Genomic DNA, 17,439 nt, shown 5'->3' with positions numbered 1-17,439 from the left:
AACAGACATATGAGTGATTACGGCATGAGCGGCGACGAACTGGAGCAGATGTACCAGGAGGTCATTCTTGAGGCCTCCAAGCATCCGCATGGCCGGGAGTCCTTCGCTCCCGACGCGGCCGTGGAACAAAGCGCGGACGCAGCTTCGGCGGATACCACCGTGCGCGCCACCCATGAATACTGCACGCCGGGCGAATCGCACCAGTTCAATCCGACCTGCGGCGACGAGGCGACCGTGCACGTCGAGGTGTCCGACAGCGAACCGCACACCATCGAACGACTGGTGTGGGACGGCCACGGCTGCTCGATCTCCCAGGCCAGCCTGTCCGTGATGGTCGATCTCGTGAACGGCAAGACCGTGGACGAGGCCATGCATCTGGAGCAGGTGTTCCACCAGCTCATGGAATCGCGTGGCGCCGGTCTGAACGACGATGCCCTTGAGGACGAGCTCGGCGACGCCGTGGTGTTCCAGGGCGTATCGAAATACCCTATGCGCATCAAGTGCGCTCTGCTAGGCTGGGAGGGTCTGAAGGACTCCGTCGCCAAGGCCCTGGCCGCAAAGAACTGAGGTGGAAATCATGAGCGACAACAATCTGGTCCCCGAACCTACGCCCTCCGTGTTCGACGCCGTCAACGGCGTGCTGCAGGACGAGGAGGCCGCCCGCCGAGTAATGGCCAATCCCGCGCTGGCCAAGGGCTTCCCGAACGGACGTCCCGCGGAAAACACCGTGGCCGGTTCCGGTGATACGTGTGGCTGCGGCAACCACAAGGGTGCCTGTGGATGCTCCGACGAATCGGACGGCAATGAGATTCCGCTCAAGGCCGTGGACGATATCGGCCGTGCCACCGCCGAGGACGTGCGTGAGGCTCTGCACCAGGTCATCGATCCGGAGCTCGGCATCGACGTCATCGACCTGGGCTTGGTGTACGGCATCGAAATCGATGAACTGGGCCGTGCCATCATCACGATGACGCTGACCACGCCGGCCTGCCCGCTTACCGACCTCATCGAGGACGAATGCGCCTCCACGCTGGCCGGACTGGTGGAGGAGTTCCGCATCGACTGGACGTGGAACCCGCGCTGGACCGTCGATCGCATCACGCCTGACGGCCGCGACCAGCTGGCTGCGCTGGGCTTCAACTTCGACAACCTGCCGAAGTACTGAGCCGCAAAGCAGCGCATAAGGACATACAAAAGGCTCTGTTAAACCAAGATCGACATGGCCCTTATTCCTGGCTCCCCTTGTCAGGGGAGCTGTCGGCGAAGCCGACTGAGGGGTAGTCAGACATGGATCCATGTCAATCTTGGTTTAACAGAGTCTTGATTTATGTCAATCTCGGTTTAACAGGACATACGAAAAAGCCTGACAACCACAATGGTTGCCAGGCTTTTTACGTTTGCTACCGAATCAGATCACTCAGTCATCGACGATGGTGTTCTTCGGAACCACGGTGATGCCGTCCGGCGTGACGGTGAAGCCGCGGGCCAAATCGTGCTCGGTGTCGATGCCGACTGTGGAGTTCTCGGTGAGGACCACGTTCTTATCGAGAATCGCCTTGTACACGCGGGCGCGACGGTTGATGACCACGCCGTCGAACAGCACGGAATCGACGATCTGCGCCCAAGAGTGGATGCGCACGTTCGGGGAGAGCACGGAGTGGTGCACCTCACCGCCGGAAACAATCACGCCGGGGGAGACGATGGAGTCCGTGGCGTGGCCCAGGCGATCGCGGCCGGCGTGCACGAACTTGGCCGGCGGCAGGTTGCCGGACATCGTGTAGATCGGCCAATCCTGGTTGTACAGGTTGAACTCCGGCACATAGGCGATCAGATCCATGTGCGCATCGTAGAACTGCTTGATGGTACCCACGTCGCGCCAGTAGGCGTGATCGGTGGCCGTGGAACCCGGAATCTCGTTGGAGTTGAAGTCGTACACGCCGGCCTCGTTACGGGAGGCGAAGTACGGGGCGATGTCGCCGCCCATGTCGTGCTTGGTGTCGGCGGCCTTCTCGTCCAGCGCCAGCGCCTCGAACAGGGCCTTGGTGTTGGCCACATAGTTGCCCATGGAAGCCAGGATCTGGTTCGGGTTGTCCGGCAGGCCGGTGGTGGTGGCCGGCTTCTCCTGGAAGTTCTTGATCATGTTCGGATGCTCGGGATCGACCTCGATCACACCGAACTGGTTCGATTCCTCGATGGGCTGGCGGATGCCGGCCACCGTGAATTCGGCGCCGGACTCGATGTGCTGCTGCACCATCTGCTCGAAGTCCATACGGTAGACGTGATCGGCGCCCACGATCACCACGATGTCAGGCTGGACATCCTCGATGATGTTGATGGTCTGGTAGATGGCGTCGGCGGAGCCCAGGTACCAATGCTTGCCGAGGCGCTGCTGCGCCGGGACGGGGGAGACGTACGAGCCCAGCAGCGGCGAGAAACGCCACACCTGGGAGATGTGACGGTCCAGCGAGTGGGACTTGTACTGGGTGAGCACGACCACCTGGCGGTAACCGGAGTTCACCAGGTTGCTCAGCGGGAAGTCGATCAGGCGATAGACGCCGCCGAACGGTACGGCGGGCTTCGCGCGATCGCGGGTTAACGGCATCAGGCGGGTCCCCTCGCCGCCTGCAAGCACAATCGACAGAATCTTGGGATTCTTGGCCATCGTAACTGTCCTCTCTGTTACCTGAGCGTCTTTCGACACCGCACTGCTCTGCCAAACGCTTCCTTGCATTTGGTTTACATAGTTAATAATTGCAGAAAAAAACGAACATGCAAGGCTTTCGCCCCCGCGTGGCGTGAACTTGGCATGAATAATTCAGTCGTGTGGCGTCCGTTCGGGGCCGGTTCCGGCCGCATAGGGACGGGCGCGGCGATTGGGGAGCACCCGGCATCGTTGCGGCGGGGCCGATTCCCCCGTCGTCGGGGCACCCCTTCGGCGTGTCGGGAGATGGTGGATGCGCCGAATATGAGACGTGCGGAGCCGAATGATGAAGTCATCGCCGTCCGCGTGTCCCGCGTGTCGCAGGTCGGAGCGTCGGCGCCGGCGACACGCGGGACACGACACGCCGGCTCAGCGGGTGGCGTAGAAGGCGACCGCGCTGGATGCGGCCACGTTCAGGGAGTCCACGCCGTGGCTCATCGGGATCTTCACGGTCAGGTCGGCGCGCGCGATGGTGTGACGGGACAGGCCGTCGCCCTCCGTGCCGAAGATCAGCGCCAGCTTGTCGATGCGCGCGGGGTCGCCATCCGGCAGATGGAGTCGGCGGGTGAGCTCGTCCAATGAAATGGAGTCGTCCTCAAGGGCCATGGCCACCGTGGTGAAGCCGAGCGATTTGAGCTCGTCGATGCCCTTGAACGGCCAGTAGTGCTTGTCTTCGGTGCCGTCCTCGTCGTATCCGGTGATGCGGGTCCACGGCACCTGGAAGACCGTGCCCATCGACACGCGGGCGGCGCGCCGGTACAGGGGGTCGCCGCAGGAGGGGGTCACCAGCACCGCGTCCACGTCCAGCGCCGCGGCGGAACGCATGAGCGCGCCCACGTTGGTGTGGTCCACGATGTTCTCCATCACCGCCACGCGGCGTGCGTCACGGCACACCTCGGCCACGGAAGGCAGCGGCCAGCGACGCATGGCGCACAGCGCGCCACGGTGCAGGCGGTACCCGGTCAGACGTTTGAGCTGTTCGGGGGAGGCCACATACACCGGAACCGCCGTGCCCCAGCGCTCGTCGATGAAGGTGAAGGTTTCGGCCATGCCCTCCAGCCATGGTTCCTCGACCAGCAGGGACAACGGCTCGCGTCCGGCCGCCAGCGCGCGGTCGATGACCTTGGGGGATTCGGCGATGAACATGCCCTTGGCCGGCTCCAGGCGATTGCGCAGCTGCATTTCCGTGAGGTTCACATACGCCTCGACGCGCGGGTCGTCGACGGAATCAAGGGTGATGAACTGCATGATGGCCTTTCGATCGAATGGGGCGTGGAGGGGCGGTGGGCGCCCTGTCTGGGAAAACTACCGCGGATACGCAAAAACCCCTTGCAATGCAAGGGGTTTCATCTGTGCCCGAGACGGGACTTGAACCCGTACGCCTGTATAAAATAGGCACTAGCACCTCAAGCTAGCGCGTCTACCATTCCGCCACCCGGGCAGGTGTCGTTTGGACAACGAGTAGATACTTTAGCAGTGATTCCGGAAGATGCAACACGGGGTGTGTCATCGGCGTGTCGCGTGTAGCCTTGAAGGCATGACAGATGCCCTTTTCCTTTTTGATCCGCAGGTTGACGACGTCCCGGTGAACAGCGACGAGCTCCACACCGGATGGAAGCTCACGCTTCCCGCGCACATCAAGCGCCATGCCGTGCAGGCCATGCGCCTGAAGGCGGGGGACAGCCTGCAGCTCTCCGACGGCCACGGTCTGAGGATCCATGCGGTGATGGCCGACCCGGAGGCCGGTCTGGCCGAGGTGTCCGAAGTGGGCCGTGAACCCGAACCCCAGACCCGGCTCGGCCTGATCCAGGCACTGGCCAAAACCGGCCATGACGAGCAGGCCATCGACATGGCCACGCAGATCGGCGTGGACGAAGTGATCCCCTGGCAGGCGGACCGTTCCATCGCCAAATGGAAGAGTGGCCGTACGGACAAGAAATGGGGCGCCGTGCTGGACGCGGCCACCGAACAATCACGCCGCGCCTTCAGGCCGGAACTGGGGGAGTGCGTCTCCAGCAAGCAGATCGTGGCCATCTGCCGTCGCGCATGCGTACACGGGGACATGGTGGTGGTGCTGCACCAGGATGCCACCGACACCTGGGCCGGCGTGGAGGCCAAGGTGAATCAGCTGGTGGAACGCACACTCGAGGACGGCCGTCCGCGCACCGTGTACGTGGTGGTGGGGCCGGAAGGCGGCATCAGCGAGCAGGAGGTGGCCGATTTCACCGCGGCCGGGGCCGTCAGCTGCGTGCTCGGCGGCAACATCCTCAGGGCCGCCACGGCCGGTCCGGTGGCGTTGTCGCTGCTGTCCCGCACGCTGGGCCGCTACGACTGACCGAAACCGGCTTTCGCCTCCCGCGATGGGTAACGCCCCCGCGCTAAGCTGGTCAGTAGTGCAATACCGCCAAACAAGGAGCATGATGAGCGCATCCGACGATTGCCTGTTCTGCAAGATCATCGCAGGCCAGATTCCCAGCACCAAGGTCTATGAGGACGACACCACTTACGCCTTCAAGGACATCAACCCCAAGGCCAAGGTCCATGTGCTGGTGGTGCCTAAGGAGCATTACGCCAACGCGGCCGAACTCGCCGCCAAGGATCCGGCCGAGCTGGCGCATATCGTCTCCGTCGCCCAGCACATCGCGGACGAGGCCTTCCACGGCGCCTACCGACTGATCTTCAACACCGGCCTTGACGCGGGTCAGACGGTGTTCCACGTGCACGCCCACGTGCTGACCGGCGAGAAGCTGGACGAGTAGACAAGGGGACGAGAAGCTTTCGTGGCCACGACTACACGTACCATCACCATCCCGTCCCAGCTCGATCCGGTGGCCGTGCTCGGCCCCGTGGACGAGGTCATCCGAGAGGTGGAACGCGCCTTCCCGGAACTCACCATCATCGTGCGCGGCAATCGGGTGGCCGTCGTCTCCCGGTCCAAGCAGACCGAGTCGCAGGCCGCCCAGGCGGAGGATCTGATCAACACCATCATCCGGGCCGCCTACACCGCGCCCATGGACGCCGACACCGTGCGCCGCATGCTCGACCAGAACGTGCTCAGGAACAGCGTGCGACTGGAGCGTCCGGGACATGGTCCCACCCATGACAAGCTCGTGCAGTCCACCGCGGGAGAGACGCGCGGTCGCATCCACGGGCAGTCCCACGGCCAGGCCGGTCGCGAGACGACCTACCGCAAGCCGACGGTACCCGGCGTCATCACCTTCGCCGCCGGCGTGCCGGTCCGCGCGAAGACCGCAGGACAGGTGGCGTACGTCAACGCCATCGAATCGCATACCATCACCTTCGGCATCGGCCCGGCCGGCACCGGCAAGACCTATCTCGCCGTGGCCAAGGCCGTGCGCGCCTTCCAGGACAAGCAGATCCGACGCATCATCCTGACCCGTCCGGCCGTGGAGGCGGGCGAGAACCTGGGCTTCCTTCCCGGCACCCTCAACGACAAGGTGGATCCGTATCTGCGTCCGCTGTATGACGCCCTGGGCGACATGCTCGGCGCCGACCAGTTGAGGCGCCTCATGGACGACAACACCATCGAGGTTGCGCCGCTCGCCTACATGCGCGGCCGCACGCTCAACGATGCGTTCGTGATCCTTGACGAGGCGCAGAACACCACCGAGCAGCAGATGAAGATGTTCCTGACACGACTCGGCTTCAACACCAAGATGGTGATCACCGGCGATATCTCGCAGGTCGATCTGGCCGTGCCGCGTTCCGGTCTGGCCACCATCGAGCAGATCCTAGGTGATATCGAGGGCATCTCCTTCGTTCATCTCGACACCGAGGACGTGGTACGTCACCAGCTTGTGGGCCGCATCGTGGCCGCGTACGACCGTCATGCCGCCATCGCCGGTGACCACCGTTCCATCGAACGGCATGGACGGCGGCGCGGACGCGCGGCGGAAGACGGCACTGCGGGCTCCGCACGATCCGGCGGCACAGGTAACGCCGCGGAGCCGATGACCGAGCACGCACCCGCCGATACACCCGCAGACACCCAGACGGAACTTCCGATGCAACGAAACGAGGCAACAGATGAGCGTTGACGTGACGAACGAGACCCAATGGGTCATCGACCCCAAGGTCTTCTCCGATCTGGGCGTGTGGGTGCTCGACCAGATGCGCGTGAGCACCCAGTCCGATCTGACCATCATGTTCGTGGACCCCGATCCCATCGCCGAACTGCACATGCGTTGGATGAACCTGGAGGGGCCGACCGACGTGATGAGCTTCCCGATGGACGAACTGCGCCCCGGCGACGGCAAGACCGTCATGGAGGGCGTGCTCGGCGACATCGTGATCTGCCCGTGGGTGGCCGCCCAGCAGGCCGCCGCCGCGGGACACAGCACCATGCAGGAGATGCTGCTGCTGACCATCCACGGCATTCTCCATCTGCTCGGCTACGACCATGTGACGCCCGAACAGGAGCGTCAGATGTTCGGCCTGCAGCGCCAGCTCCTGCTCACGTTCTTCGCCCTGCGCCACGATTCCGGCGTACAGGCCACCCTGCCCGCAGGCACGCCCGACGCGCTGGCCATCTACGACGCCGCGCACGGCGCCGGACGCGATCTAGACGCCAAGTAACCGGCAGCAGGCCGTACCTGTAAACCTGCACGTTCCCGCAATTTCCGCAATCCCATAACCCCGCAAGGACAGCAAACTCCATGGAGTATCTCAGTACCACCCTGATCGCCATCACCGTCGTGCTTGTGCTGGTGGCCGCCCTCTTCGTCTGGTTCTCGCTGACCATGGCCGCCTCCGAAGGCGCCGTGGCGCGAGTGACCCGCGCCAGCCTGAACAACCTCATCCTCGAGGTGCAGACCGACTCCGAGGCAAGCCAGTTCCTCAAGATGAAGAAGATCGACAAGATCCATCGCGTGCAGCGGCTCATCTCCGACCGGTACGCCACGGCGGGCAGCTGCGCGTTCTTCCGCATCGCCTGCAACGTGCTCGACGGCGTGCTGGTGGCCTCCATCGCGGCGTTGTGGGGCGCCGAACTGTGGGTGGAACTGCTGGCGGGCTTCCTGTTCGCCATCATCGTAGCCGTGGTCTCCGTGCTGGTCCGTCCGCGCACCGCGGGCATGGCCAAGCCGGTGGACATCATGATCGCGCACTCGCGCATCGTCTCCCTGGCCTGCAAGGTGACGCCGTTCGCCCGCATCGGCTCGGACAAGAACGGCGCCAAAAGCGCGGGTCGCCGCGGCAAGAACTCCGACCTGTCCGACGACGAGGAACTGGAGAAGATCCAGCTCGAACAGGGCAAGGCCGCCATCGACCGCCTGGTGGAGTCCAACGACTTCGACCCCGAAGTCTCGGAGATGCTGCGCAACGTGCTCACCCTGTCCGACACGCTGACCCGCGAGATCATGGTGCCGCGCACCGACATGATCTGCATGGAACGCGACACCACGCTCGTCTCCGCGCTGAAGCTGTTCTCCCGTTCCGGCTTCTCCCGCGTGCCGGTGATCGGCGAGGATGTGGACGACCTCATCGGCGTGGCCTATCTCAAGGACGCCGTGCGCGCCACCGCCTTCAACCAGGCCGCCCTCAGCCGCAAGGTGGAGACCATCGTGCGCCAGCCGCTGCTCGTGCCCGAATCCAAGCCGGTGGACGACCTCTTCCATGAGATGCAGCGTTCCCGCCAGCATGTGGCCGTGGTGGTGGACGAGTACGGCGGCATCGCCGGCATGGTGACCATCGAGGACACCATCGAGCAGATCGTGGGCGAGCTGGAGGACGAACACGACCGCACCCAGCGCAGCGAACCGGAGAAGATCGGCGAGAACAAGTGGAAGATGCCGGCCCGCACGCCGATCGCCGACCTGGAGGAGATCTTCGAGATCGACATCGACGAGGATGACGTGGACACGGTCTACGGCCTGCTGACCAAGATCCTCGGCCGGGTGCCGATCGTGGGCGCCTCTGCCGTGACGCGAGGCCTCAAACTCACGGCGGTCGACTCCGCCGGACGCCGCAAGAAGGTGTCCACCATCGTGGTCGAGCCCGCGCACGTCGAGGGCGACGAGGAAGATGGCAAGACCCAGGACGAATCCGGCGAACACGCCGACGACGATGACCAGAATGCCGACAAGGAGTGAGATGAGCGAGCAAGAAGTGACGACGAACAACCAGACCGAGACCGCACCCGAAACCACGGAGGACGTGCCGTACCGTTCCGGCTTCGTGGCTGTGGTGGGACGCCCGAACGTGGGTAAGTCCACGCTGATCAACGCCCTCATCGGCAAGCAGATCGCCATCGCGTCGTCCCGTCCGGAGACCACGCGAAAGGCCATCCGCGGCATCCTGACCACCGAGCACGCACAGCTCGTGCTGGTGGACACGCCCGGCATCCACCGTCCGCGCACGCTGCTCGGCCAGCGCCTCAACGACGTGGTGGAGGAGTCCCTGTCCGATGTGGACGTGGTGGCCTTCCTGCTGCCCGCCGACCAGGAGATCGGCCCCGGCGACCGCCGCATCCTGTCCCGCCTGCGCTCCGACTTCGCCACCAAGCGCGAGGACGGCACGTTCGCGTGGAAGGTGCCGCTGATCGCCATCGTGACCAAGATCGACGAACTCGGCCGTCAGCAGCTCATCAACAAGCTCATCGAGATCAACGAATTCGCCGACTTCTCGGACATCGTGCCGGTCAGCGCCCTCAAGCACGACAACCTGGCCGAGGTGCGCAACGTGCTCATCGAGCACACGCCGGAAGGCCCGCAGATGTATCCGGACGACCAGATCAGCGAGGAGCGTCCCGAGGACACCATCGCGGAGCTCATCCGCGGCGCGTTCCTGGAGACGCTGGACGACGAGCTGCCGCACTCCCTGGCCGTGGTGGTCGATTCCATCGACTATCCCGAGGACAACGAGACCGGGGCCGCCTACGACGGCAAGGCGCAGGTCAACGTGTCCATCTACGTGGAGCGTGATTCGCAGAAGCCGATCATCATCGGCAAGGGCGCCTCGAACCTCACCTACGTCAAGAAGAAGCTGCGCACCCCGGTCAACCGCATCGTTGGCCAGAAAGCCCGCCTCGACCTCCACGTCAAGGTCGCCAAGGGCTGGCAGTCCGATCCTAAGCAGTTGGAAAAGCTAGGCTTCTGATTTTATCTTGATATGAAAAAAGCGGCTCTCAAGGAGCCGCTTTTTTCATATTCAGGAAGCCTACTTCTTGCGGGCCACGTACATCTGGGTGTTGAGAAGGGTGGTGTAGCGCTTGATGACCTTCGGACGGATCACCTTCATGGAGGCGGTCATCAGGCCGTTCTCCTGGCTGAACTCCTCGGGCAGCAGGATGAACTTACGCACTGATTCGGCGCGGGAGACGCCCTCGTTGGCCTGATCGACCCACTTCTGCACTTCGGCGCGCACCGCGGCGTTCTGCGTGGCGTCCTCCATGGACATGTTCTCGTCGAGTCCCTTGGCGGCGAGCCACGGACGCAGCGCCTCCTCATCCAGCGTGATGAGTGCGGAGATGAACGGGCGCTTGTCGCCCAGCACCAGCGCCTGCGAGACGATCTCGCAACGCTGGATGACCTCCTCGATCGGACCGGGGGAGACGTTCTTGCCGCCTGCGGTGATGATGAGGTCCTTCTTGCGGCCGGTGATGTACAGGAAACCGTCGTTGTCGATGCGGCCCAGATCACCGGTGGCGTACCAGCCGTCCTCGGTGAAGGACAGTTCGGTGGCCTCGTCGTTCTTGTGATAGCGCGGGAACACGGCACGGCCCTTGACCTGAATCTCGCCGTCCTCGGCGATGCGCAGGGAGAAGCCCGGGAAGGCGATGCCCACGGAACCGGCATGGAACGGGGTGCCCAGCGGGTTGAAGGCGCACGGTGCGGTGGTCTCGGTCAGGCCGTAGCCCTCGTAGACCGGCACGCCGGCACCGCGGAAGAAGGCCAGCAGTTCGGGGTCGAGCGGGGCGCCGCCGGCCACGATCCACTTGGCGCGGCCTCCCAGCACCTCGCGCAGCGAGGAGTAGACCACCGGGTCGAACGCGGCGCGCCTGGCACGGGCCAGCGCACCGGCCTTGCCGTTGGCGGAGATCTCCTTCATGTAGTTCTGCGCGGCCACCACGGCGGAGGCGAACACCACGCCCTTGGGACCATGGCCGGCCTTCTGGGAGGCGGCGTTGTACACCTTCTCCAGCACACGGGGCACCACGATCATGATGGACGGCTTGGCGACCTGCAGGTCGGCGATGAGCGTCTTGATGCCGGTGGCGATGTAGATGCGGATGTCGGAGGCCACCACGATGTAGTTGATGGCGCGGGCGAAGGAGTGCGCCTGCGGCAGGAACAGCAGCACCGAGTTCTTCTTGTTGTGCAGCAGCTCCGGCATGTAGTCGGGCAGGTTCAGCGCGGTCTGGCAGTAGTGCTCGTGGGTCATCTCCACACCCTTCGGAGCGGAGGTGGAGCCGGACGTGTACACGATGGAGCACAGGTCGGTCTTCTTGATGGAGTCGATGCGCTCGTCCAGCTCGGCGTCGGACACGCCGGCGCCGTAGGCCTTGATCTCGTCCAGGCCGCCGGTCTCGATGCACACGATGTGCTCCAGGGAGGGGCATTCCTCCACGGCGCCGTCCGCCTTGTCGCGCATGGCGGTGTCCTGCACGATGAGCAGGCGGGCGTCCGAATTGTTCACGATGTTGCGGATCTGCTCGGCGGAGTCCGTGTCGTAGATGGTGGCGAGCACGCCGCCGCAGGCCATGATGGCCGCATCGGTCAGGTCCCATTCGTAGGAGGTGCGGCACATGAAGGCCACGCCGTCGCCCTTCTTGAGGCCGTAGTGCAGCAGGCCCTTGGCCACGGCGCGCACGTCCGCCAGGAACTCGTTGGCCGTCACCGTGACCCATTCGTCGCCGGACTTGTAGGTGTACAGCGGTTCGTCGCCCATGCGCGCGGCACGATCCGCATACAGGTCGTAGATGGACATGCCCTCGTCCAGCGGCGGATTGCCTTCGGTGGAGGTGGTGAGCAGGCCCGTGGCCGGGTCGATGTCGGTGACGGTCAGGTGGCCGTCGTCCCAGTCGTTGCTGTTGGGCAGAGCGATGTCGGATTCGGCCGGAACGTCGGCGTTGGACAGGTAGTCCGGCTCGTCCGGGGTGTCGTCGTGGACCGGGTGGATGAAGTCGGGGGCGAGCCTCAGCGCCTTGCGGGTGAGGTCGATGGTGTGTTGCGTGAAGGAATTGATAACCGACAACTCGTGCTCCTGTAAACCTTTCGGTGCCGTCCGGCCGTGGATATCCGCACGCACGCGCGTGATCCATCGGACGACATGCTTCTCAAAGGCAGAAGTGTAATCGTGGATGCCGAACTCGTCACCTTACGCAACCGTAGGAAAACCCTACGCAACCGTAGGGTTTGGGCATTCGCGGGGGTGATGTCCGGCGGCGAGGGACGGCACCGGACATCACGGTGGCGTGGTCGGCCGGCGCGGGCGCTCCCGGGCACCCGAAGGACCGGCGGCGATGGCGCGAATGTCCAGAAACGGCGGGGTTGCGGGCCTTTTCTTCACCTTTTGACTACACTTGACCCCGGATAGTTACATCCACGTTATATCCGACTGGATAACCATGTCCGAAGTGAAAGATTAAGAAAGGGCTCTCATGGCGAATAACCAAGAAGCCACCGTGGTGTTCGGCGTCCTGAACGAGACGTCGGAAACGGAATCCCGCGTCGCGCTGACGCCGGATATCGTCACCCGGCTGAAGAGGAGCGGAGTCTCCTGTTTGATTGAGTCGGGTGCCGGCATTGCCGCCGAATACACCGACGAGGATTACGAGAAGGCCGGAGCGAAGGTGACCGGCCGCGACGAGGTACTGGCCGGCGCCGACGCGCTCGGCTTCGTCGACCGCCCGTCCGCCGAGACCGTGGGCAAGCTCAAGGCCGGCCAGTGGGTGATCGGCATGCTCGGCTCCTTCACGGACGCCGACTACGTGGCCGCACTCCAGAAGGCCGGCCTGGTGGGCGTGGCCATCGAGAAGCTACCGCGCAAGCTCTCCAGCGCCCAGTCCATGGACGAGATGACCTCGCAGAACTCCGTGATGGGCTACAAGGCCGCCATCGCCGCCGCCGACGCCTACGGCTCATTCCTGCCGATGATGACCACCGCCGCCGGCACCATCCGTCCGGCCAAGGCGCTCGTGCTCGGCGCCGGCATCGCCGGTCTGCAGGCCATCGGCACGCTGCGTCGACTCGGCGCGGTCGTCACCGCCTACGACGTGCGCCCCGCCTCCAAGGGCGAGGTGGAATCCCTCGGCGCCAAGTTCCTCGATCTGGGACTCGACTTCTCCGCCGGTCAGGGCGAAGGCGGCTACGCGCGCGCCCTGACGGCCGAGGAACAGGCCGCCCAACAGGCCGCGGTCGACGAGAAGGCCGCCGGCTTCGACATCATCATCACCACCGCCAAGGTGCCCGGCCGCAAGCCCCCGGTGCTGCTCACCGCGGCCGGCGTCAAGGGACTGCACCGCGGTGCGGTGATCGTGGACTGCGCCGCCTCCGACCTCGGCGGCAACGTGGAGGGCTCCGCGATCGGCGAACAGGTGACCGACGGCGGCGTCAAGATCATCGGCGCCCCGTACCTGGCCTCCGGCGTGGCCACCACCGCATCCAACCTGCTTTCGCGCAACGTGGCCGACATCCTCGTGCACTTCATCCGAGACGGCAAGCTCGGCCAGGACCTGTCCGAGGAGCTCGACGACGCCCTCGTGGTCGCCGGCCGCGCCGAGAAGCCCGCCGAGACGACGGCCGAGAAGTCCGAGTAAGGAGGAAGGAACATCATGCCTACTCTCGTCGTATCCATCACCCTCTTCGTCCTCGCGCTGCTCATCGGCATCGAGGTCATCGGCAAGGTGCCCGCCACCCTGCACACCCCGCTCATGTCCGGCGCCAACTCCATCCACGGCATCGTGATCGTCGGCGTGGTGATCGTGGCCGCCGAGGCCAACAGCCCGCTCGCCTACGTGTTCATCTTCCTGGCCGCCGTGCTCGGCACCATGAACGTGGTCGGCGGCTACGTGGTCACCGACCGCATGCTGGAGATGTTCAAGTCCAACAAGAACGAGAAGAAGGGGGAGTCGAAGTAATGGCCTCCGCAACCGTGGGAACCATCGACATCGTCGCGTGGTTCGTCTATCTGTTCTCGGCCGTCATGTTCGTGGTCGGCCTGCACTTCATGAACTCCCCGAAGACCGCGCGCAAGGGCAACCAGATCTCCGCGTTCGGCATGATCGTGGCCGTGCTCATGGCCTTCATCGTGCTCTTCGCCAAGGGATTCGTGAACGTCGTGGCCGTGGCCGTGCTGGTCGTCGGCATCCTGATCGGCGCGGTGGCCGGCGTGGTCTCCGCCAAGAAGGTCAAGATGACGGACATGCCGCAGCTGGTCTCCGTGTTCAACACCGTGGGTGGCGGCGCCGCCGCGCTTGTGGCCCTGAACGACATCCTCACCAAGGACGGCACGCCGGACATCGTGGTGCTCATCACCGCGGGCCTGGGCATCCTGATCGGCTCCGTGACCTTCACCGGCTCGCTCATCGCCGCTGGCAAGCTGCAGGGCATCAAGTGGGTCAAGAAGCTGGCCCTGCCGGGCAAGGGCGTGTGGAACATCCTGTTCGCCGTCCTGTCCATCGCCTCGCTGGTCATGCTGTGCGTCCAGCCCGAGCAGCGACTGCTGTGGTCCGTCCTGACCACCGTGTTCGCCCTGTGCTACGGCCTGGTCTTCGTGATCCCGATCGGCGGCGCCGACATGCCCGTCGTGATCTCCGTGCTCAACGCCTGCACCGGTACGGCCGTGGCCATGTCCGGTCTGGCCATCGACAACGTGGCCCTGATCGTGGCCGGCGCCTTGGTCGGCTCGGCCGGCGTGACCCTGTCCATCCTCATGGCCCAGGCCATGAACCGTCCGCTGATTTCCGTGCTCGCCGGCGGCTTCGGCGGTGGTTCCGGTGCCGCCGCGGCCGGCGACGGCCCGGAGGGCACCATGAAGGAGACCACCCCGGACGATCTGGCCGTCCAGCTCGTCTACGCCGAGAAGGTCATCTTCGTCCCCGGCTTCGGTCTGGCCCAGGCCCAGGCCCAGCGCGAGCTCGCCGATCTGGGCGAGCTGCTCAAGGCCCACGGCGTCGAGGTCTCCTACGCCATTCACCCGGTCGCCGGCCGTATGCCCGGCCACATGAACGTGCTGCTGGCCGAGGCCAACGTGCCCTACGAGGAGCTCGTGGATCTCGACGAGATCAACCCGCAGTTCCCGCAGGCCAATGTGGCCCTCGTCGTCGGCGCCAACGATGTGACCAACCCGGCCGCCCGTCGTCCCGGCACCCCGGTCTCCGGCATGCCGATTCTCGACGTGGACAAGGCCCAGAACGTGGTCGTCATGAAGCGCGGCCGCGGCATGGGCTACGCCGGCATCCAGAACGAGCTCTACTTCGAGGACAACACGCAGATGCTGTTCGGCGACGCGAAGAAGAGTTTGCAAGCCGTCATCAACGCTGTCAAGGAATTGCTGGCGTAATGGTGCGTCTTCGTCGTTGCTCCTCAGTCGCGGTACCCTGTGTACCGCTTCCTTCGGTGCGCCTAGAAGCCGCACGCATTACGCAAGCAATTACATTGCCGGACTGATGGAGCGTCGATAGATGCTCGGGCTCCCCTCGGTGAGGGGAGCCTTTTTGCTATTTACAGCCCGAATACGCGGGTGACGAAGGCAGTGGCGCGCTTCCAGTAGCGTACTGGGTCGGTGCTGGCGCTCAGGGCGTGCGCGGCACCCGGAATCAGCAACTGTTCACGGTCAATGCTGGCACAGGCCGCAACGTTGCGGTCCAGAAAAGCCGGATCCACGAACGTGTCGTCCGCGCCGTGAATGAACAGCATCGGAATCGTCGCACGGCGCAGCGAATCCACACTGGACGCCTCGCGGAACCCATAACCGGCGACCCGCTTCGAGATCTTGCTCATGGCGGCCACCACCGGCACGGCCATCCAGCGGCGGGGTAGATGGTACATGCCCTTGGCGTTGTACAGGAACTGGTCCCAGACCGAGGAGTAGCCGCAGTCCTCGATGGCCGCCACGACGTTGCGCGGCAGATCCGGTTCGCCGACCGTCATCATCACGGTCGCCGCACCCATCGAAATGCCGTCCAGCAGGATGCGGGCGTCCGGATCGCTCTCCACGATCAGCCGGATCCAGCACATCAGATCGCGCCGCTCCAGCCAGCCCATACCGACGAACCGACCCTCGCTCAGCTCATGGGCGCGCTGGGCCGGCACCAGCACGGTGAAGCCCAAACGTGCGAGCCGATGCGCGTACTTGGCCATCTCGGCGGGCATGCCGGTGTATCCGTGCATGCAGATGGCGTACAGATGCGGCGCGGGGGAGACCTTGTCCGCATCGAACAGCCAGCCATGCAGTTTCAGGCCATCCTCGCTGGTCGCCGTGACCGGCTGCTTAGCTTCTTCGAACCAATGCGCGGCCTCGCGCTCCTCGTCGGCGTCGGCGTGCGGCGTCTGCAGGTAATCGGCGGTGGCCCCGCCCGCCATCAGCTTCTCCATCCATCCCGCGCAACGCTTATCGAGCGAGAGATGGAACATGAAGTCCGCCAGAGCGAAGGTCCCGGCGCCGAACGCCGCGGTCGTGGCCCCCGTTGCGATGATGAGATTCCTGGTGATGCGCTTCATTGCGGCCCTCGATTCCCCCGTCTTTGTCTTCCCTTTTCATTGTAGTCTCGCGCTGATCTCATATCTTGTCCTGGTGATGCGTACAATGGAACATTGTTGCTTTGGCGAGGGAAGAGCACCGCAAAGGTTCGTTTCTTCCGTAATCGACTCGGCGTGAGATTCACCTCCTTGGGTGCGTTCTGCGGCGCGTCGTGGCGTCAAACAGACAGAACGACAAGTAACACCGATTAACAAGGAGTGCCAATCATGGCTACCACTATCAAGCTTGAGGGCGAGGCCCGTTCCGAGTTCGGCAAGGGCGTAGCCCGTCGCCTGCGCGTTGCCAAGAAGATCCCGGCGACCATCTACGCCGGTGGCGAGCAGCCGGCCTTCGTGACCCTGCCGATGCGCGAGACCACCCTGGCCCTGCGCCACACCAACGCCCTGTTCTCCATCGCCTTCAACGGCGAGACCAAGATGGCCGTCGTCAAGGACGTGCAGAAGAACCCGGTCAAGCGCATCATCGAGCACATCGACTTCCTCGAGGTCAAGGCCGGCGAGAAGATCGACGTCGAGGTGCCGGTGTTCGTCGAGGGTACCCCGAAGGGCGCCGCCGTGGCCTTCGTGGACATCCAGGAGCTCAAGGTCCGCGCCGACGTCGCCAACCTGCCGGAGAAGATCGTCGTGAACGTCGACGGCCTGACCGACGGCACCAAGGTCTTCGCCAAGGACGTCGTCCTGCCTGAGGGCGTCGAGCTCGACGTCGAGGATCCGGAGGAGTCCGTCGTCACCGTCGAGGTGCCGGAGGATGCCGCTGAGTCCACCGAGGCTGCCGCCCCGGCCGCCGACGCCGCTGCCGCTCCGGCCGCCGACGCCAAGTGAGTCGTGCGCTCAGCCTGAATCGGAACTGAGCAGTACGCGGCGCACGCGCGTCGCGTGAACGAAGCCCAGAAGCCCGTGACCGTACCAACGGCGCGGGCTTCCTTCGTTGATGGCCCGCATTCGTGCGTTTGCGGGCGCCTCCACGGACTTTCACCATGTGAACGCTCCCGCACCCGGCGCGCCGCGATGTGCGAA

General features: G+C 64.5%; 16 protein-coding genes and 1 tRNA gene. 12 read left to right on the top strand and 5 right to left on the bottom strand.

Features of this window, described 5'->3' with window-relative positions:
• The first annotated feature begins 9 nt into the window (after positions 1 to 9).
• Positions 10 to 567, top strand: coding sequence for a Fe-S cluster assembly sulfur transfer protein SufU (sufU, locus tag JS536_RS04440; RefSeq protein WP_214355937.1), 558 nt, complete (start codon positions 10 to 12; stop codon positions 565 to 567).
• Between the two features lie 10 nt (positions 568 to 577).
• Complete coding sequence (locus tag JS536_RS04435) at positions 578 to 1,165, top strand: metal-sulfur cluster assembly factor (protein ID WP_214355936.1); 588 nt, start codon at positions 578 to 580, stop codon at positions 1,163 to 1,165.
• 252 nt (positions 1,166 to 1,417) lie between these two features.
• On the opposite strand, the gene glgC is transcribed toward JS536_RS04435, so the two are convergent.
• From glgC to JS536_RS04420, 3 genes are all read right to left on the bottom strand, one after another.
• Complete coding sequence (gene glgC, locus JS536_RS04430) at positions 1,418 to 2,662, bottom strand: glucose-1-phosphate adenylyltransferase (RefSeq protein WP_109056468.1); 1,245 nt, start codon at positions 2,660 to 2,662, stop codon at positions 1,418 to 1,420.
• Between the two features lie 408 nt (positions 2,663 to 3,070).
• Positions 3,071 to 3,949: an RNA methyltransferase gene (locus JS536_RS04425; protein WP_214355935.1), complete on the bottom strand. Its 879-nt coding sequence runs from the start codon at positions 3,947 to 3,949 to the stop codon at positions 3,071 to 3,073.
• Positions 3,950 to 4,054: 105 nt separating this feature from the next.
• Positions 4,055 to 4,142 (bottom strand) — tRNA-Leu (locus JS536_RS04420).
• A gap of 96 nt (positions 4,143 to 4,238) precedes the next feature.
• Between JS536_RS04420 and JS536_RS04415 the strand changes: the two genes are divergently transcribed.
• From JS536_RS04415 to era, 6 genes are all read left to right on the top strand, one after another.
• On the top strand, positions 4,239 to 5,036 hold the full coding sequence (locus JS536_RS04415) for a 16S rRNA (uracil(1498)-N(3))-methyltransferase (RefSeq protein ID WP_214355934.1): 798 nt from the start codon (positions 4,239 to 4,241) through the stop codon (positions 5,034 to 5,036).
• 85 nt (positions 5,037 to 5,121) lie between these two features.
• On the top strand, positions 5,122 to 5,460 hold the full coding sequence (locus JS536_RS04410) for a histidine triad nucleotide-binding protein (RefSeq protein WP_214304854.1): 339 nt from the start codon (positions 5,122 to 5,124) through the stop codon (positions 5,458 to 5,460).
• Between the two features lie 21 nt (positions 5,461 to 5,481).
• Entirely contained in the window at positions 5,482 to 6,759 is a 1,278-nt protein-coding gene (locus JS536_RS04405; RefSeq protein WP_214355933.1) for a PhoH family protein, read from the top strand.
• Positions 6,749 to 7,297, top strand: coding sequence for an rRNA maturation RNase YbeY (gene ybeY / locus JS536_RS04400; RefSeq protein WP_214304852.1), 549 nt, complete (start codon positions 6,749 to 6,751; stop codon positions 7,295 to 7,297). The genes JS536_RS04405 and ybeY overlap by 11 nt, the downstream gene beginning before the upstream one ends.
• Positions 7,298 to 7,377: 80 nt before the next feature.
• Positions 7,378 to 8,811: a hemolysin family protein gene (locus JS536_RS04395; protein ID WP_214355932.1), complete on the top strand. Its 1,434-nt coding sequence runs from the start codon at positions 7,378 to 7,380 to the stop codon at positions 8,809 to 8,811.
• Position 8,812: 1 nt separating this feature from the next.
• On the top strand, positions 8,813 to 9,817 hold the full coding sequence (gene era / locus JS536_RS04390; RefSeq protein ID WP_217625109.1) for a GTPase Era: 1,005 nt from the start codon (positions 8,813 to 8,815) through the stop codon (positions 9,815 to 9,817).
• Positions 9,818 to 9,877: 60 nt separating this feature from the next.
• On the opposite strand, the gene JS536_RS04385 is transcribed toward era, so the two are convergent.
• The gene (locus JS536_RS04385) at positions 9,878 to 11,914 is read right to left on the bottom strand and encodes an AMP-dependent synthetase/ligase (protein ID WP_214355931.1); all 2,037 of its coding nucleotides are present in this window, start codon (positions 11,912 to 11,914) and stop codon (positions 9,878 to 9,880) included.
• Between the two features lie 406 nt (positions 11,915 to 12,320).
• Here JS536_RS04385 and JS536_RS04380 point away from each other — a divergent pair, with 406 nt between their 5' ends.
• From JS536_RS04380 to JS536_RS04370, 3 genes are read left to right on the top strand one after another with little or no spacing between them, the layout of a single operon-like run.
• Positions 12,321 to 13,478, top strand: a complete 1,158-nt coding sequence (locus JS536_RS04380) for an NAD(P) transhydrogenase subunit alpha (RefSeq protein ID WP_214304848.1) — start codon at positions 12,321 to 12,323, stop codon at positions 13,476 to 13,478.
• Positions 13,479 to 13,493: 15 nt separating this feature from the next.
• A complete protein-coding gene (locus JS536_RS04375; RefSeq protein ID WP_033890970.1) occupies positions 13,494 to 13,799 on the top strand; it encodes an NAD(P) transhydrogenase subunit alpha in 306 nt (101 codons plus the stop codon).
• Positions 13,799 to 15,223 carry an NAD(P)(+) transhydrogenase (Re/Si-specific) subunit beta gene (locus tag JS536_RS04370; protein WP_214355930.1) on the top strand — a complete coding sequence of 475 codons (1,425 nt, stop codon included), beginning with the start codon at positions 13,799 to 13,801 and terminating at the stop codon, positions 15,221 to 15,223. The genes JS536_RS04375 and JS536_RS04370 overlap by 1 nt, the downstream gene beginning before the upstream one ends.
• A gap of 161 nt (positions 15,224 to 15,384) precedes the next feature.
• Here JS536_RS04370 and JS536_RS04365 read toward each other — a convergent pair whose 3' ends face one another.
• The gene (locus JS536_RS04365) at positions 15,385 to 16,383 is read right to left on the bottom strand and encodes an alpha/beta hydrolase (protein WP_214355929.1); all 999 of its coding nucleotides are present in this window, start codon (positions 16,381 to 16,383) and stop codon (positions 15,385 to 15,387) included.
• A 246-nt stretch (positions 16,384 to 16,629) separates the two neighbouring features.
• Between JS536_RS04365 and JS536_RS04360 the strand changes: the two genes are divergently transcribed.
• Entirely contained in the window at positions 16,630 to 17,244 is a 615-nt protein-coding gene (locus JS536_RS04360; protein ID WP_214304845.1) for a 50S ribosomal protein L25/general stress protein Ctc, read from the top strand.
• The last annotated feature ends 195 nt before the right edge of the window (positions 17,245 to 17,439 follow it).

The organism is Bifidobacterium sp. SO4 (assembly GCF_018555355.1).
Classification (GTDB): domain Bacteria; phylum Actinomycetota; class Actinomycetes; order Actinomycetales; family Bifidobacteriaceae; genus Bifidobacterium; species Bifidobacterium miconisargentati.
The sequence above is the reverse complement of the archived record's forward strand: the minus strand, read 5'-3'. Positions and strand labels throughout refer to the sequence as shown.